The organism is Mucilaginibacter sp. CAU 1740 (genome assembly GCF_039839285.1).
Lineage (GTDB): Bacteria > Bacteroidota > Bacteroidia > Sphingobacteriales > Sphingobacteriaceae > Mucilaginibacter.
On sequence record NZ_JBDOQS010000015.1, the window covers coordinates 1 to 25044 of the forward strand.

Below are 25044 nucleotides of genomic sequence, written 5' to 3' on the forward strand. Positions count from 1 at the left end.
ATTTACTCAGATAATTCCGCTTTAAGGTTAGATCATTATTGATGTTCCGCATAATTGAATTAACGTTTTTTATTGCTTGTTAATTCTGTTACCGAATTATCTAACCTTTACAGCAATGACGTTTAGAAGATAAAATTGCCTTAAAACTACAACGCCTTTATATAATCCAAAAACATATACAACGCTTTCTTCTTATCCCCGGTCAAATCATAGTCTATCTTCACCATCAAATAATCAACCAAATCAAAATCATCGCGCATGTCCATCTCTTTAAACAAATCTTCACGGTGATCTAACCCATATTTAAGCGCCTGATTAAACTCATCCATAAACTCCTGCGGGATGGGCTTGTTGGCTATCCAGGCTGCAAAAGTGAATGGCAGACCAGTCATTTTTTGCCATTCTTCGGCAAGGTCATAAACGTATTTATATTGATCTTTTTTTCCGAAGGTGCGGTCGCCTATTTGTACAAAGGCGGTTTGCTCATCGGTTGATTGTGAGTAATCCGGCGCATTAACAATTTGTTCCGGGCTTACCTGCCAGTGATTTTTCATCAGCACGCGGGCCAGGTTATTTGATGAGCGCGATTGCGGATCGAGTTGAATGGTTTTCACATCTTTAATATCGCAATTACTGAAGATGAATACCGAATTGACAGCGCCAATGGCACCAATGCAATAGTCGGATACTATTTCCCATTGAGGAAGGCTTAATGTTGCCGCGACCGGGATAAGGCCGATATCAACCACATCATCAATGAGTTTTTGAGCGCAATCGGCCGGCATATCCAGGCTCAGGTCGATCTTGTTAATAATGTCGGTATGTTGGATGCCGTATAAAAAGGGTTTGGTATTAGTGTAGCTTACCGCTGATATTCTGATCTTGTTCACAATAGCTATTTCTGTTCTTCGGAATGTTTTAAATGTTCGGCGTTATTAAAATCGACGATCTCGAATTTTTCGCCGTTGTAGGTTACCTTATAGAGTACCAGGTTTTGATGTGGAAAATTATCCATTTCGGATAATGGTTTGCCTGTAAGGATACATAGCAGCAAACGCATGGCACGACCGTGCATACAGATCAGCACTGTTTTTTCTTCGGGATGGCTCATGATGACCTCCAAAGCTTCACGCTGGCGTTTCTCAACTTCCAGCGGACTTTCGCCGCCTTCAAATTTACTATCCAGCTTGCCATCCAGCCAATCGCGCATGATCTGCAAAAAAGCTGCTTTATTGTCTGCCGTAGGTGCCTGCCCTTCATGCACACCCCAAGCTAATTCGTCTAAACCCGAAAGCTTTTCGAAAGGGATGCCACGGTCGATAAAGGGTTGGATACTTTGTTGTGTACGCTTCAGCGCAGATATGTAGATCTTATCAAACGGAACTGTTTTATAAGCCTCAAAAAACTGGCGGGCTTGTTTACGGCCTTCATCGTTAAGGTCAGTATTAACTCCGCGGCCTTGAATAATGCCTAACTTATTAAATTCCGTTTGCCCGTGGCGTACTATGTATAAGGTTTTTTGTACCATATTTTTGAGCTGAAAGCTTAAAGCCGAAGGCCTAAAGCTTTTTTGCTTTGTGTCTTTTTTGCTTTAAGCTTTCAGCCTTTGGCTTTGAGCTTAGTTAATAACCGGTAACCTATAATATTGAGGTTTGGGTTCGTTCTCAAACTCAAAATTAGTGTAATCTGTTACCACATTATATAAGGTATCACGCTCTATTGGCTGGCGATCTACATGTTTAATTAACTCAACTAATTGCTTGGTGCTCATGCCTGGATTTTGCTCCTCAGCACCTGCCATCGAGTAAATTTTGGTAGTATCATCTAACGTACCATCAATATCATCCACACCAAAATTAAGCGAAAGCTGCGCGGTTGTACGGCTGATCATCGCCCAATAAGCCTTAATATGATCAAAGTTATCCAGGTAAATACGTGCTACAGCATAGTTACGCAAATCCTCTATAACAGAAACCTCAGGTACGTGCGACATCTGGTTATCCTTATTCCTGAATTTAAGCGGAATGAAGGTTTGGAAACCACCGGTTTTATCCTGCAATTGGCGCAGGCGTTCCATATGATCAACCCGATGCTTGTATTGCTCAATATGGCCGTAAAGCATGGTAGCGTTTGAACGGGCACCAAGCTTGTGCCATTCTTCGTGAATAGCCAGCCATTGATCTGCAGTACATTTATCTTTTGAAATTTGATCTCTTATTTCCGGGTCGAAGATCTCAGCACCACCACCGGGGATTGAATCCAGACCGGCTTCCTTCATCAGTCGCATGCCTGTCGCGTAGTCGATCTTGGCTTTTTTGAAAATGTAGTGATATTCAACCGGGGTAAGCGCTTTGATATGCAGCTCGGGCCTGTGGGCGCGGATACGGGCGAATAATTGCTGATAAAAAGGCACATCGTATTGGGGCAATACACCGCCTACAATGTGCACTTCAGTAACCGGTTCGCCATCGTATTTGGTTACCATATCAAACATCTCATCCATGGTGTATTCCCACCCTTCTGATTTTTGTTTCAGCAGGCGTGAGTACGAACAAAATTTGCAATCGTAAACGCAAAGATTGGTTGGCTCGATATGGAAATTGCGGTTGAAATAAGTTTTGTCGCCGTGGCGCTCCTGGCGGATATGATTGGCTAAAGCGCCGAGATATCCAAGCTCGCCCTGCTCATAAAGCAAAACGCCTTCATCAAAAGTGATGCGTTGTTTATTTAGTACCTTTTGGGCAATGTGCTTTAAGTCAGCAGATAAATTCGGATCGTTAAGTAAAAACTGTAAATTATCTGAATTTTGCATCATTATAAATTTCCGCCAAATGTACAAAAAAGCATAAAAGTAATATGCGTTATAACGCATATCGACCAAATTTGACGGTAAATTACATTAAAGTTACAGAGCTTTGATCTCGCTGATGTGGATCCCTATCGAGCAATCGTCCTGGCAACCGTTGGGTACATAAACCGCCATTGATATCATGCCATTATTTTTATTCTCGAAGTACACCGTATTCTTACTTTTATCAGCACTAAGCCATTCGTTTTTTGCTTTTTTATAAACCTCTTCCAGGGTAATTGCCAAAGCGCCTGAGCTATGTTGCCCTATTGCAGCCTTATCTTCGTGCCACAGTTCAAGTGTTTTTTTAGTTGGCGGAACATTGGAACCTTGTTGATACTCTAATCTATATGAATAATAGTCGCGGGCAGTCACAGCTCCTTTTTCAACGGTGATCTTTGTTTCTGAACCAAACCCGAATACCGAACCGGATGTTACCGTATAAGTGTACGAGTTTTTACTTTCGGCTTTAAAGTTTTGCCATGCTTTGTAGCTTTTATCATAAGCAGGATCGTTAACATCTTTTTTGCAGGCGGCAAAACCGGTAATAATGAAGAGTATAAGGATAAAGGCTTTTTTCATAATGGCGAGGTTTTATAACCTATTCGGTTAAAAATAGAAAAACGCTACAGCTAATCACAAATATTCTTTTTTACTTTGGGCGATATCACACAATACGCCATGAAAACTGAAACTATAGCTATACACGCCGGTAACCATGTTGATGAAGCAACAAGGGCCGTGATTCAACCCGTCATTATGTCAACAACCTTTGAGCGCGGTGAAGATGGCGGATTCCCGGCAGGCTATATTTACAGTCGTTCGGCTAATCCCAACAGGCACGGTTTAGAGCGTGTACTCGCTCAATTAGAAGGCGGTGTTGAAGCTGCTTCATTTTCATCGGGGAATGCCGCGGGTATGTCGGTATTTCAATCGCTTGCACCGGGCACACATATTATCGCACCCGATGATATGTATCATGGCCTGCGCAATCAGCTTAAAAACCTGTTTGCAGGTATTTTGACGTTTGATTTTATTGATGTAAATGATGAGGCCGTTTTACAACAACATATCAAACCAGAAACAGGATTGATCTGGATTGAAACCCCGTCAAACCCACTTCTTAAAATAACTGATATAAAAAAGGCAGTTGCAATTGCCAAAGCAAAAGGGATTAAAGTTTTGTGCGATAATACTTTTGCCACCCCAATTTGCCAGCGACCGCTTGAGTTGGGTGCCGATATAGTGATGCACTCCGCCACTAAATATTTCGGCGGGCATAGCGACCTGATGGGCGGAGCTTTGATCACAGCAGAGAAGAGCGACTGGTGGGCAAAAATTCGCCAGGTACAGGAAATGGGCGGCGCTATCCCCTCGCCTATGGATTGCTATTATTTGGTGCGCAGTATTAAAACTTTGCCGTACCGAGTAAAAGGTCATGTACAAAACGCGCAATTGCTGGCCGAATATCTTGAACAACATCCTAACGTAGAGAAAGTAATGTATCCCGGTTTGCCATCACATCCGCAGCATGTAATAGCTAAAGATCAGATGCTTGCTTTTGGCGGAATGTTATCCTTTATTATTAAAGGTGATGAAAACGATACGCATAACATCATCAATAAATTAAAACTCTTTATCAAAGCTACCAGCCTTGGCGGAGTTGAAAGTTTAATAGAACATCGCGCAACAGTTGAGGGGCCGGATACCAAAACGCCACGTAACCTGCTGAGGGTTTCGGTTGGATTGGAGCATATTGATGATTTGATAGCGGATTTGGAACAGGCCCTCGCTTGGTGAGGTGAAAGGCAAAAGGATAAAGGCGAAAGATAAAAGCATTTGGGAGGTCTGAAATATCCGCCTTACGAAAACCTTTTGCCTTTCGCCTTTATCCTTTCAGCTTAAAAACTCCTTTCGCCTTTGACCTTAATCCTCCTTTCTGAAATAAAATTTGGTACATAACCCCATAACCCCTTATATTCGCAACATTATTTGGTAGCAATACCAAAGTCGATCAATACTCCGCACATAGTTCGGGTTTTGATTTATAAAGAAGCGGCGAGAGATCAGGCTCAATGACCCGCTGGCAACCCTTCAATGTTGAAGAAGGTGCCAATTCCTGTCCCGGCAAATAACACCGGGGAATATAAATTTATAACCATGAAAAGTTTAATTAAATTTACGCAACACAACACTTTTTACACCTTAACTGGTAACGTACAATATATTAGCTCTCCTATTAGCTGTATTTGTATGTGTTGCTGCTGTTGATGCTTAGCGCACTCTTGTTTTCTATCTCCGGAAAAGGCGTGCATTGTTAAACCGGTTATTTCACAACCGGCTTTGTCAAAATCCATCTAACATTTAAAATCTAAATTAAACACATAAAAAATCACAAAACTATGTCTGCCTTAAAATTCGAAACACTACAATTACATGCCGGTCAGGAAGTTGATCCAACAACAGGTTCACGCGCTGTACCGCTTTACCAAACTACCTCTTACGTATTTAACAGTGCCGAACATGGCGCAAACTTGTTTGCCCTGAAGGAGTTTGGCAATATTTATACCCGCCTCATGAACCCAACTACCGATGTGTTTGAGAAACGCATAGCGGCATTAGAGGGTGGCGTTGCGGCATTGGCCACAGCATCGGGTCAGGCGGCCCAATTTATCGCGCTGAATAATATTTTACAGGCCGGAGATAACTTTGTTACCTCTCCTTTTTTATACGGTGGTACCTACAACCAGTTTAAAGTTGCTTTTAAACGCTTAGGCATCACAGTACGCTTTGCTAAAGATGATACCGCGGCCAGCATTGAGGCACTTATTGATGATAAAACAAAAGCTATTTACCTGGAAACCATAGGTAACCCGGGCTTTACCATTGCCGATTTTGAGAAAGTAAGCGCGGTCGCCAAAAATCATGATCTGCCTTTAATAGTTGATAATACTTTTGGCGCAGGTGGTTACCTGTTCCGCCCTATTGAACATGGCGCTAACGTGGTTGTTGAATCAACCACTAAATGGATTGGCGGGCATGGTACAAGTATAGGCGGCGCTATTATTGATGCCGGTAATTACAATTGGGGCAATGGAAAATTCCCACAATTCACCGAACCGTCTGAAGGCTACCACGGGCTGGTATTTAACGATGTATTTGGAATCGGCGGTCCGTTTGGAAACATTCAGTTTATTATTCGCGCCCGTGTGGAAGGCTTGAGGGATTTCGGTCCGTCGCAATCGCCGTTTAACGCTTGGTTGAATATCCAGGGATTGGAAACACTTTCATTAAGGGTTCAGCGCCATGTTGATAATGCTTTGCAACTGGCCAAATGGCTGGAGCAGCATCCGCAGGTGGCAACAGTGAACTACCCAGGATTGGAATCATCACCATACCATGACCTGGCTAAAAAATATTTAAAAAATGGTTTCGGCGGTGTATTATCGTTCGAAATTAAAGGTGATAAAGAATTGGCCAGTCAGCTGATCAATAACCTGAAACTGGTAAGCCATTTAGCCAACGTGGGCGATGCGAAAACACTGATCATTCAACCATCGGCAACAACGCACCAGCAATTATCTGAGGAAGAGCAATTATCGGCCGGTGTTAAGCCAACGTCATTACGGGTGTCAGTTGGCATTGAGCATATTGATGATATCAAAGCCGATTTTGAGCAGGCTTTTGCAAAGATCAGAGAGGCTGAGTTAGTTTAACAATGTATAGTTTTTTTTAAGTGATATAGTAAACGTTATTACAGGCAGCAACCTGAATGCAAAGCCGGTTGCGCCTGGAATAACAAACAAAAGAATGAACGCAGAGATATTTAAATACACTGATACTTTTGAGTTTGAATCGGGCCAAACGCTGGAGGGTTTAGAGATAGGCTTCCATACCTATGGCCGTTTAAATAAAGAGAAAAATAATGTAATTTGGGTTTGCCACGCGCTTACCGCCAATAGCGACGTATTCGACTGGTGGAAAGGTTTGATTGGCGAGGGCTATTTTTTTAATCCCGAAGAGCATTTTATTGTTTGTGCTAACATTTTGGGTTCGCCTTATGGCACTACAAGTCCGCTAAGCATTAACCCTGCTACTGGTGAGCCATATTATCTTACCTATCCTCAGTTTACCACAAGGGATATGGTGAAGGCGCACCAGTTGCTTGCCGCACACTTACAAATTAATCATATCAGTGTATTGATAGGCGGTTCGTTAGGTGGCCAACAGGCCATGGAGTGGGCCATTACCGAACCTGAGCGTATCAAAAACCTTATTTTGATAGCCACCAATGCCAAGCATTCGCCATGGGGCATTGCCTTTAACGAGTCGCAACGTTTAGCACTTACCGCCGATCCTACTTTTAATAATAACACGCCCGATGGTGGCCAGAATGGTTTAAAGGCGGCACGCAGCATCGCGTTGTTAAGTTATCGTACTTATAAAACCTATGGCTTAACCCAGCAGGAAGAAAGCGATGATGTAAAGGATGATTTCCGCTCATCATCATACCAAAACTACCAGGGGCAAAAACTGGTGAACCGTTATAATGCCTATAGCTATTGGTACCTTACTAAGGTGATGGATTCGCACAATGTTGGTCGCGGACGCAACGGGGTAGAAAAAGCTTTAAGCCAGATCAAAGCTAAAACTTTGGTTATCGGCATCTCGTCGGATGTGTTGTTCCCTGTAGAGGAGCAGCAATTCCTGTTCAGGCAGATCCCTAAAGCGGCCTTTGCCCAACTGGATTCGTTTTATGGACACGACGGATTTTTAATTGAAACAGAAGCATTAACAAACATATTTACATCGTTTTTTAAAACCGATGTGAAAGGAAAAATTATAGAACTGCAACGTACAGCGTAATGAGTAAAAAGTTAAATATCGGTCTATTTGGTTTTGGAGTAGTAGGCCAGGGTTTATATGATATTGTAAAAACAAAAAAATTAAACATCGAGATAGTAAAATTCGCCATTAAAGATCCTAACAAAAAGCGTTCGTTACCGGCCGAATTATTTACTACTGATAAAGAAGAACTGCTTAACAACCCCGAGATCAATACTATCGTTGAGCTGATCAATGATACTGAAGCTGCTTTCGAAATTGTATCAAGGGCTTTAAAATCGGGCAAAAATGTGGTTTCGGCCAGCAAAAAAATGATCGCCCTGCATTTGGAGGAGTTGATCGAGATCCAGCAACAATACGGCACTTCATTACTATATGAAGGAGCGGTTTGCGGTAGTATCCCTATTATCCGGAACCTTGAGGAGTATTATGATAACGAATTGTTGCACTCTATCAGCGGTATATTCAACGGTTCATCAAACTACATTCTATCAAAAGGTTTTATTGAAGGGTTAGATTACCATAGCGCCCTGAAACAAGCGCAAGACCTTGGCTTTGCCGAAACCGACCCAACCAGCGATGTTGGTGGCTATGATGCTAAATACAAACTGGTTATTGCCGCTGCCCATGCCTATGGCGTAGTTGTACAACCTGATGAGGTATTTAACTTAGGTATTCAAAACCTTGCCGCTGCCGATTTGCAATATGCCCGCGAAAAAAACCTAAAAATTAAACTGGTACCGGTAGCTAAAGAACTGGACGACCGCAATGTAGCCCTCTTTGTACTACCTAAATTTGTAAACGACACCGAGTTTTTATATAACGTGGAGTATGAATACAATGGCGTAACGGTACAGGCAGCCTTTGCCGATCAGCAATTTTTCTTCGGAAAAGGCGCTGGTGGCCACCCTACCGGCTCTGCTGTGCTATCTGACATAGCCGCTTTACGCTATAACTACCAGTACGAATACAAAAAAGCAAAAGAAAAAACCGACCTCAATTTTACCAATAACATTGAATTAACGGTGTATTTGCGCTATGATGACGAGGAATTGGTTGAGGCGCTGAACTTTGAACACATAAATGAGCGCTATTATTCAGGCAGTTATAAATTTGTTATAGGAAAAATCAATTTACAAAATCTGATCGCCAACCAACATCGTATATCTGACAGCAAGGCTTTCGTAGCCTTTGCCGATCAGCTTACGGGGGTCAGCTTAGCATCGGCAGCTAAACAATCGGCCGAAGTTTTTTAGTAGATTCTTCGGCTTATAATAAAAAAGGCTTCTCAATTTGGGAAGCCTTTTTAGTTTATTGTTTATTTGGATTATCTGGCAAAGTAAGTCCCTAATCGTTTTGCAAAAGCTACGGTTATAATACCGATAAAGATCTTCGCCCCCGCCGAGATCACAATACTTTGATCATTGGCAGTTGTGAGGTTATATAAACGGTATAAAAAATCTGGAATTGTACCTACCAGCAACAATCCCCCTATAATTACAAGCGCTATTTCAAATATCACCTTGCGTTCGGCAAATAGTTTAGCGTTTTCCTGGTAGTCTGAAGGAGAGGTAAGCCAGCGCGTGATTTTTTTGGTACCTGCAATCAACAAAATGGCTAATACTATCAGGAAAATAAAATTGAGACCGTTAACCATCAATAAATTGCCTTGTTCGCTCCCTTGCTCGGTTGTTGAGGCTACGTGGTTGCCTATAAAAGTGAGCAGGCCGGGTAGTTTGGAAATATCAGCCACCAGGAGATAAATACCCAGTATTTTAATGGCGACCTCATAGATGTCGGATTTTTTCATTCTCGTTAATTAGGGTTAAATTGGTTATGGCTACAAGATAAACAATTGTACCACAAGTAAAAGAGAAATGAAACTCCGCCGGTAACTATTCCAAATAATAATGCCTGATTCTGTTCAACCCCTCATCCAATTCATAAACCAGTGGCACTGCTGTAGGGATCTCTAAATTAGTCACCTCATCATCACTCAAATTATCAATATATTTTATTAGCGACCGTAGACTATTGCCATGAGCCGCCACAACAACCTTTTGGTTACGGCGCATAGCCCTTACAATCCTTTCGTTCCAAAAGGGCAATACCCTGTCCATAGTTTCGCTCAGGTTTTCGGTTAGCGGTAATTCGCGCTCGGTAAGGTATTTATACCGTAAATCATGACCAGGATAACGCGGATCATCTTTGGTAACTGCAGGCGGGCGCTCATTGGGGTCACGTCGCCATTTTTGCACCTGCTCCGCACCATATTTAGCTATCGTTTCATCCTTATTTAACCCCTGTAGCGCACCATAAAAGCGCTCATTCAAGCGCCATGATTTTTCTACCGGGATCCAGAGGTGGTCAAGTTCTTCCAGGATATAATGAAGTGTTTTAATGGATCGCTTTAGGTATGAGGTAAAACCAACATCAAAGTTATAGCCGTTTTTATTGAGCAGTTTGCCTGCTTGCCTGGCTTGCTCGTATCCTTTATCGGATAGATCTACATCTTCCCAGCCGGTAAACCTGTTTTGCTGATTAAAAACACTTTCGCCGTGGCGGATCAATACTATTTTTTGCATAGGTAATTTGATAACGCAAAAATAGCTTAAGGGTTGTTAAAAACTTGCTTAATATTTATAAATCAGTTAGCTTGCGGTACAAACCAAATTAAACCAAAACTTATTTATGACACTTCCTACCACACCTGCACCGGTGAAGGATGGCATTGCCAACCCCGCCCCGCTTGGGTTATGTGCCTTCGGCATGACCACCGTTTTATTAAACATTCATAATGCCGGCTTTTTTGAAATGAATACTATGATATTGGGCATGGGCATTTTTTACGGTGGCCTGGCCCAGGTTATAGCCGGTGTTATTGAAGCTAAAAAGAACAATACTTTTGGCCTTACCGCTTTTACATCTTATGGCTTTTTCTGGCTGTCGTTAGTTGGCTTATTGGTAATGCCAAAACTTGGTTGGGGGACCGCGCCATCTGAAGGTGCCATGATCGCTTACCTGAGTATTTGGGGCATATTTACGTTGCTGCTGTTTTTTGGAACGCTAAAACTAAACCGGGCTTTGCAATTTGTATTCGCTTCATTAACCGTGCTTTTCTTTTTGTTGGTTGCTGGTGATGCTACCGGAAACGCGAGCATCAAACATCTGGCCGGTTATGAGGGAATTGTATGCGGTGCATCAGCTATTTATACAGGTGTAGCACAGGTGTTGAACGAGGTTTACGGCAAAACTGTTTTGCCGATTGGCCCTGTAAAGGATTGAATTAATTGTGCTAACTTGCACCAGTGAAAGATTACAAAAAATATTACAGCATACCGGCCACTCCCGAAGAGATCTATATGGCCATCACCAACCCTATTACTATTGAATTATGGACCGGCGAAGTAGCGCAAATGTCTACCGAACCCAATTCAGAATTTTCAATGTGGGATGGTAGCATTGTAGGGAAAAACATCGAATTTGAGCCGAATAAAAAAGTTGTACAGCAATGGTATTTCGAGGGTGAGAGTGATAACTCAATAGTGACGATAAAACTTCACCCGGATAAAAACGGTAGTACTTCGGCCGAGTTAAGGCATACCAATATTCCTGATAGCGATTATGATGATATAGTTGGCGGCTGGAACGATAGCTATTTTGGTGGCCTGATAGATTTTTTTGAAGGATATTAAGCAATACTTTATAAACAAAGAAAGCCGCTCAAATTGAGCGGCTTTCTTTGTTTAAGTAGCTTACCTATTAATATAAGGTAAACTCAACCCTACGGTTAGCCTGACGGCCTGCCGCTGTTTTGTTTGTAGCGATAGGCTGGGTTTGACCATAACCTGTTGCTTCAATACGTGATGGGTTAGCACCTTTGCTTGCCAAATACGATTTAACTGATTCAGCACGTTCTTTTGATAAACGCATGTTCAAATCGGCAGAACCGGTGTTATCAGTATGACCCGCAAGTTTCAGGCTGAAGTTTTTATCAACCAATAATTGCGCTACCCTATCCAAACTTGGGTATGAATGATCGCGGATGGTAGCTTTGCCTAAATCAAACTCAAGGTTTTTGATCGCGTCTTTAACTACTTTTTTATCCTCTTCGGTAATATAAACTACTGGTTTAGCTAAAGGACAACCGGAGCCATCTACTTTTTGACCGGCAGGTGTGTTAGGGCATTTGTCGTTTACATCCACAACACCGTCACCGTCACTATCTGTAGTTAACTTAGCAAGGTTAGCATTCGTTGCAGCTAAATCACTTGCCAACTGAGCGTTTCTTGCTTTTTCGGCATCAATTTGTTGTTGCAATTCGGCACGTGTACGTTGGTTTTCAACCATATACTCAGTACGCATTGATGATACCGGATTATGAACAGCCAACTGAGGTTTTTTCCTGCTGCCTAAAGCAAACTCTAAACCTATGTGAGCGTATGAGAACCTGTCATCGCCAGTGCCAAAGTTGTACCCATCGAAGTTATCAGACTGTACAAAGTTAACCTGGTAACCCATATCAAGGTTTACACCCGGAGCAAGGTTAAACTTCAAACCTAAGCCAACAGGGATAAATACTTCGCCAATATGGCCATTATCGGTTTGTTTGAAATTTTGCTGTTGGCCACCGGCCGGGGTTATCCTTGGTGTGTAGTTCATGTATCCTGCACCTGCTGTTAAGTAAGGCTGGATAAATGGCCTGTCGTGTCGCCAGTTGATATTAGCCAATGTGAAGTTGGCGCTCAACGCTGCCGACCAGTTTAGTTTTGTAGAGTACGAATCATAAGTGTTGGTACCTGCCGCGGTTACGTGACTGTTTGAAGATGATACTTCACCGCGAAGGAAATCGGCTTGTAAGCCAAATGATGGTAAAATTTGTTTTTTAATGTAAGCGCCGTAACCAAATTGCTCGCTTGGATGAGTAAAATCCTGGTGGGCATTACGGCCAAAAATAGTGTAAGGGGTTAATAAGCCACCGTGTACGCCTATAGACCAGCTGCGAAATTGATCTCCGCCCGAAAATGGTCTAACATAATCTTTAGCTGCTGATGTATCGGGTGCTTGCGCGAATAACTTGCTGCCTACCAAAACTCCGGTAAGGAGTAGTGAGGCTTTCTTTAAATTTGTTTTCATATTAGTAAGTTTAATTATACGTTTAACATTCAGTGAAACGTACACCCGGTAAGTCAACATTGATGCCATCAAAATAAAAGCATAGTTTAAACAGGCCAGAAAGGCTTTAATAATCTCAGAAAAGAAAAGACTTGAAATTTCATATAAAACGCTGATACACTACGGTAATCCATCGTGTTTTTATGACACAATTCAGGTTGTTTAATAAGGCAAATCAGTCGGCACTATTTGACTTTTTGTATAATATGGTCAGTGAGTTAAAAAGAATACAGTTTTGTACTGTAAGGGGGTAAATAAACAAAATTGGTTTAAGCCATTACGGCTACTAAATTGAATAAATTTTCGCCAAGGTTAATATTTCCACTAATCTCAGAAATTTTAATGGCCAATTGTGGGGTAATGGCTTTAGTAAATACCTTCCAGGCAGTATCTGGCGATAAGCTTACAATCGTATCAGGTTGTTTATCAAGAGTTTTTTTCAGGTTCCAACTGCTGTTATTGTATTGTAAAAACCAGCTTCCACCGGCCTCTCCTCTAACATCTATTTGGATAAGGGAATCCTCAGCGGCTTCAACATCGCGATAAGCATGCGGTAAGCCTCGCATAAACGTATCTATACAGGGATAAAACAATTCGGCAGTAATAATGCCTTGCCTGCCCACCGCTTCGCGAATTTGTTGTTGATGATGGAATTTCTCTGTGTATTCGCGCGCTATGTGAAACCAGTTTAACGAGTGCTCCTCTCCTGCCCACGCAACCGAAAATTGTGATTGCGCAAAGGGATCAAGCCCGGCAATAATTTCATTGAACTGTTTCCCTGTTATTTCTAAAAGCTCAATGAGTAGCTGTGGGCTCATTTGCTTCATGGCCTGTACCCAAGTGGCATTTAAGCCGTTCAGGTAACTTACAAGATCCTGATAGCTGTTAATAGGTGCAGATGGCGGATCGCCAGGGTGTTGATGAGAAGATGAGATGGTACGTATGTTTCCATCCAAAAGATGGGCGGCGATATCTTTAACCTTCCACAGGCGGGCAACGGTAGGTTTATTCCAGTCATCGGCTGATAGTGACTTGAGCAGCTCTATCAGCTTTTGATTTAAAATGGGGAACAGGTGTACTGTTCTAATAGGTATCTCCTGCTCCTCCATTTATTTAAACTATTAAAAATATTATTGTGCCGGATGTACTTCTACCTTCCACTTAATATCGGCACCTGCTTTTGATAATGTAGCTGCAACCGAGCAGTATTTGTTAATAGAAAGTTCGGCAGCGCGTACCGCCTTATCATAATCAACATTACCGTAAATATGAAACTCGATATCTACATCCTGCCATAGTGAAGGTTCAACACCTGCTTCACGTTCGCCGTTTACTACCATTTTGTAATCAACAACTTCCTGGCGTTGCTTTTTAAGGATGCTGATCACATCAATTGCCGAGCAGCCGGCAAGGCCCATTAATAACATTTGCATTGGGCGGATACCAAAATCCTGGCCGCCGCTTTCCGGACTGCTGTCCATTTTTACAGTGTGACCAATGGAATCAACGGCTTCAAAGCCGAAATCGCCATGTACACGTTTTAATTCAATCTGAGCCATAGTGTTTAGATATTACAGTACGAAGTTATACAATTGCAGCCGAATGCAAAAACACGCTACGCTTTGTTTAACAGCTTTTAACCAAAAATGACTTAATCCGCATATTTCCGGTCTTTTACCGGGATCACCAGTTTCAAACCCGACCATACCTCATCAACCGCACAAACTTTTATATCAACCAGGCCAATTGATATGGCGTAATTCCGGATCAGATCTTCGGTAATATCAGTAACTACTTTCGATGCTTTTTTTGGCCACGATACCCAGATCATCCCGTCGGGTTTAATTTGCTTCATTAGCGTAGGAAGCATTTGCCTATACTCATCCAGGCTTTTGGTAAAAAAATGGATCAGATCTTTCCGGATAGTAACATCGTCAACAAAAAGCGCATCGGCAGGCATATCGCTGAATAACTCCATATAATGCTTAGGCGGGTTTATCAGCGCCACTACCGAATTTGATTTAATACCAAGCTTTTTTGCCGGCGGCGTTTCCGAATATCCTGCCATTACAGTATATCTTTTAAGTGATGTAACATATGCTCAACATAATCTGCCGCAAGCCATTCTACCGTTTGTAGGTTTGGTTCATGTTTGCTGTTATCACATTTCGCTGTCAATCTATCGGCAGGATAATTTTCCAGTACCCTTGCAATTTGCAGGTTCAATAACGCCCATAAATCTATCAGATCATCAATGTCTGCATGTTGATACCGGGCTGCCTTTACCCATTCTACCTGCTCATAAGTAAGCCGGAAACCTTCTTCGTAAGTGCAACGCACAAACCTTTGTAAATTGATCTGCGCGCTATCAATCAGGTGCCCTATTACTTCTTTCTTCGACCATTTTAAGGGCGATGCTTTGTGCGCCCAATCAACCTGTTGGTTCTTTAGCTGCCTTACCGCGTTAATGGTTTCATTAAGTTTACTGATAGTTGAGTTCATTGGCAGGTATCATTATTTCATATTCAACAACAAAAGCGCTAACTTCAAAGCCTTAAACATTACTATGGCCCTTAACTATATCTGGATAGCGTTTTTTGTAATTGCTTTTGTGGTGTCGCTTATAAAATTAGTTTTTTTTGGCGATACCGAAGCGTTCAAATTACTGGTTGAAGGTTTGTTTAATTCTTCCAAATCATCGGTAATGGATATAGCGCTACCACTGGCCGGTTCAATGGCGTTTTGGCTGGGCATATTGAATATCGGCGAAAAAGCCGGGGCAATTAATTTTTTATCGCGCATAGTAAGCCCTTTTTTCAGCCGTCTTTTTCCTGATGTCCCTAAAGATCATCCGGCTACCGGCCAGATGATGATGAATTTTTCGGCCAATCTTTTAGGGCTTGATAATGCGGCTACCCCGCTTGGTTTAAGGGCGATGGGCAGTTTACAGGAGCTGAACAAGGACAAGGAAACTGCCTCAAACGCGCAGATCATGTTTTTGGTGCTGCATACTTCGGGTTTACAACTACTTCCCGTTACCATCATAGCACAACGAGCCATACTCAATTCAAAAGATCCCGCCGAGGTTTTTCTCCCATGTATTATTGCCACATATGTAGCTACAGTAGTGGGACTTATAGCGGTCGCCATTAGGCAAAAGATCAATCTTTTTGATAGAGTGATCATCGGCTGGCTGGGTGGTGTTACCACATTTATAGCATTGATAGTGTGGTATTTTACCACTCAATTAACCCGCGAACAAATAGGTACAGTATCATCTATAGTGAGCAACGTGATGCTATTCACTATCCCCGTGATATTCATTGTTGGCGGCCTAATAAAAAAAGTAAACGTATTTGAAGTTTTTGTTGAGGGAGCGAAAGGCGGCTTTGAAACCTCTATAAAAATAATCCCCTACCTGGTAGCTATGCTGGTAGGTATAGCTGTTTTTAGAAGTTGTGGCGCGTTGGATTATATGAATGAAGGCCTGCGCTGGATCTGCGTTCAACTGGGGTTAGATACGCGTTTTGTTGATGCCATGCCCGTTGCTTATTTAAAACCTTTAAGCGGCTCGGGATCAAAAGGAATGATGATCACTGTGATGCAGCAATTTGGCGTTGATAAATTTGCCGGTCGCCTGGCCGGGATATTTAATGGTTCTGCAGATACAACTTTCTATATCGTTGCCCTTTATTTCGGCTCAGTAGGTATCAAAAAATCGCGCTACGCTATTCCAGCTGGCCTAATTGCCGATTTGGCGGGCGTTGTTGCAGCTATATTTATCGCCTATTTGTTTTTTGGACATCAACCCTGATAACCGTTTTTCCGTAAACAGCGAAATCAATTTTACGCCTCAGGGTTGTTAATTGATTTTATTGTTACTTTTGATTCCCCGGTTATAAACTAATGGAAAAAACTTATCTTAAAGACAAGCACCTCAAAAAAAAGAGGGCTATGAAGGGCGTGTATGCTATTATGATCGTAGCGCTGGTATTTGTGTTTATAATGATCAAATTTGCCACCTCGGGCGGTGCATCTGACATTCTCTCCTTCGGCAAAATGCCTAATGCCGATGATGCTTACAAAATTGCACAGGAGTTTGTGATACCCACTATCAGAACAACTAACACCTCTTTTCCTGAAGACGGTTACCAATTTGGTAAAAAATCAGATTCGGTGTACGTCATAAAATCCTACGTAACGTCTGTTGATGAACGCGGACGTACAAACCGCACTAATTTTCAAATGATTTTAAAATACAACGGCGGGGCAAAATTTTTGAAAAAAAACTGGTCGATGGTTGATATTAATGAAAGTTCACAATAACGGTTTTAACTTCGTCTATGGAAAACACCGAATCGGAATTAATAGAAAGTGCCAACGCGGTAATTGCCCGTAGCCAATATCAAACCATAGTTACCAGTGGCGGCCACGCCCTTGTGGCCGATGAGCCGGTAAAATCGGACGGGACGGATACCGGTATGAATCCCTTTAGCTTGTTGCTGGCAAGCCTGGCCAGTTGTACGGTTATAACCTTGCGTATGTATATCAATCGCAAAATGTGGCCGATAGATGAGATCAGGGCCGATATAGAAATGTTTAAAACCCCGAATGGCACCCGCATAGAAACTAAACTAAGTTTTAAAGGCGAGATAAATGCAGAGCAACGTGAAAGGCTGCTTAAAATAGCTGATGCCTGCCCTGTACATAAAATACTGGTGGGGAATATCGCTATCAATACTGTAATACAAAACCCATAAAAAAGCCGGTATGGTATTAAACCACACCGGCTAAATCACTCTAAAACAATCACCTCTTAAAAAAGAAGTATTTTTAGTATAAATAATTTTAGATAGCAGGTATTTGTAGCTATTGAATTATTTGTAGAAACAAATGTACCTATAATAACAAGTCGGAATTAACCCCTGAGTCCTTTTTGACGACTAACTGACAGTGCGGGCGTTTTATACTTTTTGATGACTGATATTGCGAAGTCCGAACTCGTTAGTATGAAGTTATAAGTCAAAAAAACGGTTTTTAACTTCAGTCTGTCAACTAAAACTAATACATCAATCCTTTAATAAAAATATCTACCAGGAGCAGTTTTTTGGTGTGAATTTCTTCGAGATGCTCTTTGCGGGGGAAGTTTGTTTTCTTTTGAGAAATTGCTCCTACCCTGATGCCGTGCAGCGCGTCCATCAATACATCAACAACCTCATCAGGATTGTTAATAGGTTTTATCGCGCCTTTTTCTACTTCGGTTTTGATAGCGTCGCTAAGTAATCTAAGTTCAGTGGCATGCACTTCGCCCACTATTTGCCAGATGGTTTCGGGCAGGTTTTGCTCATTCAGTCTGAAAAAATCAAAAAAGTTGTAATTGTTTACAATAAACTCATGATGCGTATTTACCTGGAATGTAAAAGCCTCATTTAAATTGGCGAATGTACCTATCCTGCTTTCAAGCGTTTTAAGATAATCATTAGCAAGCTTGCGCATTACGGCTATGTACAGCTGGCTTTTATCAGGGAAGTAATAATAAAGCAAAGCTTTCGACATAGACAGGTCGCCAGCAATCTCGTTCATGGTAGTTTTTGAATAACCATAATGTAGAAAGCGCTGATGAGATGCTTCTAAGATCTTTTCTCTTTTTATATCCTGCTGGTCATTCGCTGCTGCCATGTGATCGTTAAAATTTATTTAAACAGGTAAACAAAAAATCAAAACAATCGATTTCCTGACTTTTTTAACAAAACTATCAAAAATTCACTAAACTATATGTAACAACACTTATGAAGGGCCTTTTGCTAAAACAATTTTACATTCCAACTATTTTACAAGGGAAAACATTCTTATTAGCTATGGATATTGAAAACAGCTTACCTGCCGACTGGGTTGAATTTTCGCACCGGGTTCCCTCATTTTTATGGAACCTGATCATCGCCTCGGTAGCAATACTTGTAGGCCTCATTATAAAGTTCATCATTACCCGCCTGTTTAAACTTTATGCAAAAAAGAAGGATACCTCCTACTCTATTCTTCGTTCAATATTGGTAAACCTGGGGCCTGCAGTAGCTTACTTTATCCCACTTTTTTTGTTCAATATCCTATCGCCCTTAATGCGGATGAACGCTGTTTACTACAAGCCCATTGATAAAACCTTCGAGATATTACTTACCATTTCTTTTGCAGGTTTGCTTGTGCGTTCGGTACGGATATTGGAAGATTACATTTATCACACCTACGATTTGAACAAGGTAGATAACCTGAAAGAGCGGAAGGTTCGCACCCAGATCCAGTTTATCAGGAAGATCATTGTTGTAACTATCATCTTTTTAACCATAGCCATCATTCTGCTTAGTTTTGAAAGCATGCGCAAAATTGGCACAGGCTTGCTTACCGGTGTAGGTATTGGCGGTATTATAGTGGGCTTTGCGGCACAATCATCATTGGGTAATTTGTTGGCCGGTTTTCAGATAGCCTTTACGCAGCCTATCCGTATAGACGATGTGCTGGTTGTTGAAGGTGAGTGGGGACGTGTAGAAGAGATCACCCTCACCTATGTGGTATTAAAAATTTGGGATGAGCGCAGGCTCATCCTCCCCATAAATTATTTTATCCAAAAGCCATTTCAAAACTGGACCCGCACATCGGCAGATATCCTTGGTACAGTTTTCTTATACATGGACCATACCGTACCTGTAGATGCCATCCGCGACGAATTTGAACGCCTTATTGTAACAACCAACCTTTGGGATAAGCGTGTTAAAGTAGTGCAGGTAACCGATGTAAAAGAACATACCATAGAGATCCGGGTTTTAATGAGCGCCAGCACTTCATCAAACGCTTTCGATCTGCGATGTTTTATCCGCGAAAACCTGATCACTTTTATTCAGAAAAACTACCCGGGTAGCTTGCCACGTTCACGTAACGAGATCAGTAATCTTGGTGCACTGGAGAAATATGTGCAACCGCAGGTGGGTAATTAAGCATTTGCGCACAGGGTAACACCTGCACCTATAGTTAAAATATCCTCAACCCCTCCTATTACAGGATCTGGAATGTGACTGCTTTTAACGATATTTTTACGTAAAAAATAACCGGCATACGTTGAGGCTATTGCCGTAGCTCCGCCTATTAAAGCACCCGTTAAAGCCTTGCCACCGGCTGCTTTACAAATAGCTGCACCAGCCAGTGCACCGGATAAACTCCTTCCAATTACGCCCCCTGGTTCAGTGCGATTTGGTGTTGAAGGTAGTTTATCAACTACTATTTCGCTAACAGATATTACTTTACAAACAGTTGCAACAGTTGGTGATTGCATGAACCTTAATGGTGAACCGCCAAGGCGTTTAAATCGCCCACGGCTAAGGATATGTGTAGCGGCAACCATAGCTGCCGTTGTACGCATTCCTGCTAATATGCCAAGTGCAGTCGCCTGCAAAATTTGTTTAGATGGTGTGGATTTCATGATTTATGCTGAAGCTATGCTTTAGATAACCGATAACATCAATTTATGTTCCGCTTAAATTTTTGTTCATTTCAGGATTTACTAAAACACAAAAGCCGCTCCAAATGGTGCGGCCTTTATGCTGGTTAAGTTGATTTGTTGGGTTTACACCGTTTCTGCTTCAAAAACATCGGCAGGTTTAGTATCCTTTTTACCGAAAAAATAGTTTTTAAGGTTATAACGGATAAGGTACATACATGGTACCAATATGAGCGTAATAATTGTAGCAAACCCTAAACCGAAGATCATAGTCCATGCTAAAGGCCCCCAGAAGGCCACGTTATCGCCACCAAAATGAATATGTGGTTTAAAGTGGCTAAACATCTCCACAAAGTCGATATTGAAACCAACCGCCAGCGGTATTAAGCCCAATATAGCCGCAGTAGCGGTAAGCAATACTGGTGTCATACGGGTGTGGCCTGCTTCTACCACAGCATCGTGAACACTTGCGCCTTGCTCTATCAGCATATCCGTAAATTCAACCAATAAGATACCGTTACGTACTACCACACCGGCCAGTGCTATGATACCAACGCCTGTCATTACGATGGCCATGGTCATGCCGAATAAACTTACACCTAACAATACGCCTATTATACTGAAAAATATCTCGCTGATAATGATCAGCGTTTTACCTATCGAGTTAAATTGAATCATTAAAATAATCAGGATCAAACCAAATGAGGTAGCTAAAGCACCACCAAGAAATATTACGGCTTCCATCTGATCTTCCTGGCCGCCCCCCTGCCTGATAATGATGTTGTCGGATTTTTTAAAGCTGCCGATCGCTTTTAAAATATTAGCATTTACATCATTGGCGTTGTATGGTTTTATTACGTTCGATCCTAATGTTAATACCCTGCGCTGTTGCTTGCGCTTAATGTTACTATAAGTATTGGTATATCTGATATCGGTAAATGCTGATATAGGCACCTGGCGTATAGCACCACCGGTTGCAAGATCGCGATAAGTGATTTTGATGTTACGTAACTCATCTAAATTACCCCGCTGACTTTCTAAAGCGCGTACCTGTATTTTGTAATCATCCTCTTTGGTGTTACGGAAGTTGCCCGCCGGTGTACCGAATACAGAAGTCTGCAAAGCATCGGTAATAGTTTTGGTGCTGATGCCCTCGCGATTTGCCCGTTCCCTGTTAATATCGAAAACAATTTCGGGTTTGTCATTCTGTACATCTGCAACAAGGTTTTCAATACCTGCTATATTTTGTTTAGCGATGAAATACTTTAAACGGTCGCCGGTTTTAACCAGAGAATCAAGGTTATCGCCAATGAGTTCGATACTGATATCTTTTTGTACCGGCGGACCGCTGTTTTCCTGCGTTACTGAAATTTTTGCACCTGGCACTCCTTGTACAGCCCCACGGATCCTCTTTAATATATCCTTGGTGTCTTTCCCGTTACGTTTACCAAATTCAACAAAAGCCACAGTTATTTTACTTTTGTTTTCATAATCTCCCTGATCCTCATCGGTTGGATCGGTTACGCCTGTGGTAACGTTTGATATTACAGATGATACAATATCTTTATCGGGTTCTACAATTTCAGCAACACGCTTTTCAAGTTTCCTGGTAACCTCATTTGTAGTGGCCTGATCGGTGCCAATTGGCATTGCCACATACACATAGGCAAAGTTGGGATCGCCGGAAGGGAAAAATTCAGGTGTTTTGCCTAAGAAATGGTTTATTACTAAAGCAAGTACAAACAGTACAAAAGTACCCCCTAAAACGGTTACGGGCCTGTGTACGGCACGCTCCAGCCATTTGGCGTACCACTTTTGAAACTTAGGCCATGCATTATTTTGAAACCTGTCAATCACCCTTAACAATACAAAATGATTAAGCAGGTATAAGAAGATTATAAACACGATAAAGTTGCCCATACCCATAGTCCATTTCCCAGCAATGAACATCAGGTAACTCAACACGGCTAAAACTGATAATACAATCAGTACACGAACAGTTTTTTTATCAAACTTAGGGTTATCATGCTCGCCTTTATGGTGGGGTTTCATAAAATCAACCGCGAATACCGGGTTCATGATATAAGCAACCACCAACGATGCTAATAATGTAATAATAAGCGTTATTGGCAGGAAGAACATAAAGTGCCCTATTAAACTATTCCAGAAAGCTAATGGGATAAACGGTGCAAGCGTGGTCATTGTACCTGAAAATACCGGTAAGAAAACTTCGCCGGCAGCCATTTTAGCTGCCTCTTTAATAGGCACCTTGCCGTTATCAAAAATACGGTGCGTGTTTTCAATAACCACAATGGCATCATCCACCACAATACCCAAGGCCAGCAGGAATGAGAACAGTACGATCATGTTGAGCGTAAAGCCGATAGCAGGCATTATCAGGAATGCTATAAAGCATGATAGCGGTACTGAGAGTGCAACGAATATAGCGTTGGTTGTACCCATAAAAAACATCAGGATCACCGTTACCAAAATAAAACCAATTACAATGGTGTTAATAAGGTCATTCAGTGTTGTACGGGTTTTGTCAGATTGGTCGCCTGTTACGGTGATGTCAAGACCTTTAGGGAAAACTGTTTTTTGTTTCAGCTTAATAAGCTCATTGATCTTGTCCGAAGCTTCTATCAGGTTTTCGCCGGCACGTTTACTTACATTAAGCGTTATAACATTTTTAAAGTTCGGGTTATCCGGGGTTTTTAAACGGGCATAGCTCTCCTGCTCTAAAAACGAATCTTTAACATCGGCAATATCGCGCAGGTAAACAGCCTGCCCTTTCGGGTTCCTGATCACCATGGCGGCTACCTCATCGGCATCTTTAAAATCCTTTTTGATGTCGATGCTGCGGCGCACCCCATCCGATTTAATACTACCGGCCGACGACAGGATATTTTCATATCCCACCATCTGATTAATATCGCTAAAGCTAACCTGCGCCGCGGCCATCTTATTCAAATCAACATTGATCTGAATTTCGGGCGTTAAAGCACCAACTTCGTCAACCTTCGATATTTCCTTGTAACTTTCTATTTCGTCTTTTAGTAGATCAGCATATTCTTTCAGGCGTTTCAAATCGTAATCACCGGATATGTTGATGTATAAGATAGGCAAATCAGCAACATTAATATCAGAAATGATCGACTCCTTTAAGTTAGGATCACCTTGCGGCAAATCCTGTTTTGCTTTATCAACCGCGTCTTTTACATCGATCTTGGCATCCTTTATCTTAACATCAGCCTGGAATTCGGCGGTGATAGTAGATATGTTTTGGGCCGAATTTGATGTAACCTTCTTTAACCCTTTTAATGATTTTAATTGTTTCTCTATCTGGCGGGTAACCAGGTTCTCAACGTTTTGAGGCGATTGCCCCAAAAATGGTGTTCGAACAAATACTTTTGATTGCGCTATATCCGGAAAGTTCTCTTTCGGTAATGTGTTATAGCTGATCAGGCCCAATACTGTGATCAAAAAAATGAGCACATATACGGCAGTTTTGTTATCGATAGCCCAACTTGACGGGCCAAATTCCTTTTTCACATCTTTCATAATGAACAGATCAATTGATTAACAACTAATTACCTGACTGAACAACCTTAACTTTATCGCCGTCCTCTACCTCAGTAGCGCCCTCAACAATTAGTTGGTCGCCAACTTTCAGTCCTGATAAAATTTCTGTCTGGCCACCATAGGTTATACCTGCTTTAACATTTACACGTTTAGCGGCATTACCTTGATTAACAAAAACATAATCGCCATTTTCTGATTTTTGGATAGCCTTAACCGGTACGGCGATTGTATTACCCTTCGAATAATCGGCAATTTTTATAATGGCCGTCATGTTAGGGCGAAGCGTGCTGCGTACCGGCAATTTGATCTCAACAGCAAAGCTGCGCGAAGTTGGATCGATGGCCTTTGCAGCAAAAGTTACTTTAGTAACCAACGAATCATTGGCATCGGGCACTAATATTTTAACATCATTACCGGTGTTTACACTGCTTGAGTACGATTCAGGGACATCAGCCTTAACTTTCAAAACGTCGGCATTTACAATGCGGATCCCTGTTTGACCAGGGGTAGCAACCTGACCAAGCTTCAAATCCATCTGATCAATTGTACCGTTGATAGGTGATACGATACGGAAGAAAGCTGATTGTTTTTTCAAAGCATCCAAAGCCTTTTTACTGCTTTGTAAATTGGTTTGAGCTTGTAAGTACTGAACTTCAGTGCCTATTTTTTGATCCCAAAGATTTTTCTGACGATCAAACAGTTGTTGGTTCAGGCTCACCTGAGCTTCACTTTGTGCAATATTTTGTTGCATTACGCTATTATCCAACTGCGCTAAAGTTTGCCCCTTACTTACATGCTGACCAGCCTTTACGTAAATAGCTGTAATAGTAGCCTGAGTTTGCGGATAGGCAGTAACGTTATCCTGCGCATCAATTTTACCCTGAATTTGTACATAATTAGTGAAGCTGCCAGCTTTCACTTCAATAGCACTAACATCTGTTGTTTTACCAGAATCGGTAGTGCCAATTTCTGATTGCAGTTTGGCAATTTTGGCGCCCAGGTCGGCTTGTTGTTTTTTAAGGTCGTCAAGTTCGGCCTTTTTATCTTTAGGCTTGCTTGAGCAGGCAGCCAGCAAAACCAGGAATGGTATGTATATAAATTTCTTCAT

Annotated in this window: 25 protein-coding genes and 1 riboswitch; of the genes, 10 read left to right on the plus strand and 15 right to left on the minus strand. The window is 41.8% G+C overall.

Translation table 11 applies throughout. The features are described from left to right. Window positions 1-146: 146 nt before the first annotated feature. The 4 genes from AAFN85_RS26040 to AAFN85_RS26055 form a co-directional block, all read right to left on the minus strand. Entirely contained in the window at window positions 147-890 is a 744-nt protein-coding gene (locus AAFN85_RS26040) for a menaquinone biosynthesis protein (protein ID WP_347530789.1), read from the minus strand. Between the two features lie 5 nt (window positions 891-895). Then, window positions 896-1528, minus strand: a complete 633-nt coding sequence (locus AAFN85_RS26045; RefSeq protein ID WP_347530790.1) for a histidine phosphatase family protein — start codon at window positions 1526-1528, stop codon at window positions 896-898. Window positions 1529-1618: 90 nt separating this feature from the next. Then, a complete protein-coding gene (mqnE, locus tag AAFN85_RS26050) occupies window positions 1619-2812 on the minus strand; it encodes an aminofutalosine synthase MqnE (RefSeq protein WP_347531107.1) in 1194 nt (397 codons plus the stop codon). A 93-nt stretch (window positions 2813-2905) separates the two neighbouring features. Next, entirely contained in the window at window positions 2906-3430 is a 525-nt protein-coding gene (locus AAFN85_RS26055) for a hypothetical protein (protein WP_347530791.1), read from the minus strand. A gap of 99 nt (window positions 3431-3529) precedes the next feature. Between AAFN85_RS26055 and AAFN85_RS26060 the strand changes: the two genes are divergently transcribed. The 4 genes from AAFN85_RS26060 to AAFN85_RS26075 all read left to right on the plus strand — a co-directional run bounded on the left by AAFN85_RS26060 (window position 3530) and on the right by AAFN85_RS26075 (window position 8949). Next, on the plus strand, window positions 3530-4648 hold the full coding sequence (locus AAFN85_RS26060) for an aminotransferase class I/II-fold pyridoxal phosphate-dependent enzyme (protein ID WP_347530792.1): 1119 nt from the start codon (window positions 3530-3532) through the stop codon (window positions 4646-4648). 242 nt (window positions 4649-4890) lie between these two features. Then, a riboswitch (SAM riboswitch) is annotated at window positions 4891-5001 on the plus strand. A 249-nt stretch (window positions 5002-5250) separates the two neighbouring features. Continuing rightward, entirely contained in the window at window positions 5251-6564 is a 1314-nt protein-coding gene (locus AAFN85_RS26065) for an O-acetylhomoserine aminocarboxypropyltransferase/cysteine synthase (RefSeq protein ID WP_347530793.1), read from the plus strand. Between the two features lie 94 nt (window positions 6565-6658). Then, entirely contained in the window at window positions 6659-7714 is a 1056-nt protein-coding gene (metX, locus tag AAFN85_RS26070; RefSeq protein ID WP_347530794.1) for a homoserine O-acetyltransferase, read from the plus strand. Continuing rightward, entirely contained in the window at window positions 7714-8949 is a 1236-nt protein-coding gene (locus tag AAFN85_RS26075) for a homoserine dehydrogenase (protein ID WP_347530795.1), read from the plus strand. The genes metX and AAFN85_RS26075 overlap by 1 nt, the downstream gene beginning before the upstream one ends. A 71-nt stretch (window positions 8950-9020) precedes the next feature. Here AAFN85_RS26075 and AAFN85_RS26080 read toward each other — a convergent pair whose 3' ends face one another. Next, entirely contained in the window at window positions 9021-9503 is a 483-nt protein-coding gene (locus AAFN85_RS26080; RefSeq protein ID WP_347530796.1) for a hypothetical protein, read from the minus strand. 85 nt (window positions 9504-9588) lie between these two features. Further along, window positions 9589-10278 (minus strand): 2,3-diphosphoglycerate-dependent phosphoglycerate mutase, encoded by a 690-nt coding sequence (gpmA, locus tag AAFN85_RS26085; RefSeq protein WP_347530797.1) that lies wholly within the window; start codon window positions 10276-10278, stop codon window positions 9589-9591. A gap of 106 nt (window positions 10279-10384) precedes the next feature. Here gpmA and AAFN85_RS26090 point away from each other — a divergent pair, with 106 nt between their 5' ends. Beyond that, window positions 10385-10978, plus strand: coding sequence for an acetate uptake transporter (locus tag AAFN85_RS26090; RefSeq protein WP_347530798.1), 594 nt, complete (start codon window positions 10385-10387; stop codon window positions 10976-10978). A 23-nt stretch (window positions 10979-11001) separates the two neighbouring features. Next, window positions 11002-11388 (plus strand): SRPBCC domain-containing protein, encoded by a 387-nt coding sequence (locus AAFN85_RS26095; protein WP_347530799.1) that lies wholly within the window; start codon window positions 11002-11004, stop codon window positions 11386-11388. Between the two features lie 67 nt (window positions 11389-11455). Here AAFN85_RS26095 and AAFN85_RS26100 read toward each other — a convergent pair whose 3' ends face one another. From AAFN85_RS26100 to AAFN85_RS26120, 5 genes are all read right to left on the minus strand, one after another. Beyond that, on the minus strand, window positions 11456-12829 hold the full coding sequence (locus tag AAFN85_RS26100; protein ID WP_347530800.1) for an OmpA family protein: 1374 nt from the start codon (window positions 12827-12829) through the stop codon (window positions 11456-11458). A 308-nt stretch (window positions 12830-13137) separates the two neighbouring features. Then, a complete protein-coding gene (locus AAFN85_RS26105; RefSeq protein WP_347530801.1) occupies window positions 13138-13977 on the minus strand; it encodes a maleylpyruvate isomerase N-terminal domain-containing protein in 840 nt (279 codons plus the stop codon). A 21-nt stretch (window positions 13978-13998) separates the two neighbouring features. After that, complete coding sequence (locus AAFN85_RS26110; RefSeq protein WP_347530803.1) at window positions 13999-14427, minus strand: OsmC family protein; 429 nt, start codon at window positions 14425-14427, stop codon at window positions 13999-14001. A 92-nt stretch (window positions 14428-14519) separates the two neighbouring features. After that, entirely contained in the window at window positions 14520-14936 is a 417-nt protein-coding gene (locus tag AAFN85_RS26115) for a DUF3052 domain-containing protein (protein WP_347530805.1), read from the minus strand. Continuing rightward, on the minus strand, window positions 14936-15370 hold the full coding sequence (locus tag AAFN85_RS26120; RefSeq protein ID WP_347530806.1) for a DinB family protein: 435 nt from the start codon (window positions 15368-15370) through the stop codon (window positions 14936-14938). The genes AAFN85_RS26115 and AAFN85_RS26120 overlap by 1 nt, the downstream gene beginning before the upstream one ends. A 64-nt stretch (window positions 15371-15434) precedes the next feature. On the opposite strand from AAFN85_RS26120, the gene AAFN85_RS26125 reads away from it, so the two are divergent. The 3 genes from AAFN85_RS26125 to AAFN85_RS26135 all read left to right on the plus strand — a co-directional run bounded on the left by AAFN85_RS26125 (window position 15435) and on the right by AAFN85_RS26135 (window position 17628). Beyond that, entirely contained in the window at window positions 15435-16682 is a 1248-nt protein-coding gene (locus AAFN85_RS26125; RefSeq protein WP_347530807.1) for a nucleoside recognition domain-containing protein, read from the plus strand. Window positions 16683-16774: 92 nt separating this feature from the next. After that, window positions 16775-17194, plus strand: a complete 420-nt coding sequence (locus tag AAFN85_RS26130; RefSeq protein WP_347530808.1) for a hypothetical protein — start codon at window positions 16775-16777, stop codon at window positions 17192-17194. A 17-nt stretch (window positions 17195-17211) separates the two neighbouring features. Then, a complete protein-coding gene (locus tag AAFN85_RS26135; RefSeq protein ID WP_347530809.1) occupies window positions 17212-17628 on the plus strand; it encodes an OsmC family protein in 417 nt (138 codons plus the stop codon). Between the two features lie 301 nt (window positions 17629-17929). Here the strand turns inward: AAFN85_RS26135 and AAFN85_RS26140 are convergent, their stop codons facing one another. Further along, on the minus strand, window positions 17930-18547 hold the full coding sequence (locus AAFN85_RS26140) for a TetR/AcrR family transcriptional regulator (RefSeq protein ID WP_347530810.1): 618 nt from the start codon (window positions 18545-18547) through the stop codon (window positions 17930-17932). Between the two features lie 110 nt (window positions 18548-18657). On the opposite strand from AAFN85_RS26140, the gene AAFN85_RS26145 reads away from it, so the two are divergent. Then, window positions 18658-19854 (plus strand): mechanosensitive ion channel family protein, encoded by a 1197-nt coding sequence (locus AAFN85_RS26145; RefSeq protein ID WP_347530811.1) that lies wholly within the window; start codon window positions 18658-18660, stop codon window positions 19852-19854. Here the strand turns inward: AAFN85_RS26145 and AAFN85_RS26150 are convergent. The 3 genes from AAFN85_RS26150 to AAFN85_RS26160 form a co-directional block, all read right to left on the minus strand. After that, window positions 19851-20336: a DUF4126 family protein gene (locus tag AAFN85_RS26150; protein ID WP_347530812.1), complete on the minus strand. Its 486-nt coding sequence runs from the start codon at window positions 20334-20336 to the stop codon at window positions 19851-19853. The genes AAFN85_RS26145 and AAFN85_RS26150 overlap by 4 nt on opposite strands. Window positions 20337-20480: 144 nt before the next feature. Next, the gene (locus AAFN85_RS26155) at window positions 20481-23915 is read right to left on the minus strand and encodes an efflux RND transporter permease subunit (protein ID WP_347530813.1); all 3435 of its coding nucleotides are present in this window, start codon (window positions 23913-23915) and stop codon (window positions 20481-20483) included. Between the two features lie 25 nt (window positions 23916-23940). Next, window positions 23941-25044 carry an efflux RND transporter periplasmic adaptor subunit gene (locus tag AAFN85_RS26160; protein ID WP_347530814.1) on the minus strand — a complete coding sequence of 368 codons (1104 nt, stop codon included), beginning with the start codon at window positions 25042-25044 and terminating at the stop codon, window positions 23941-23943.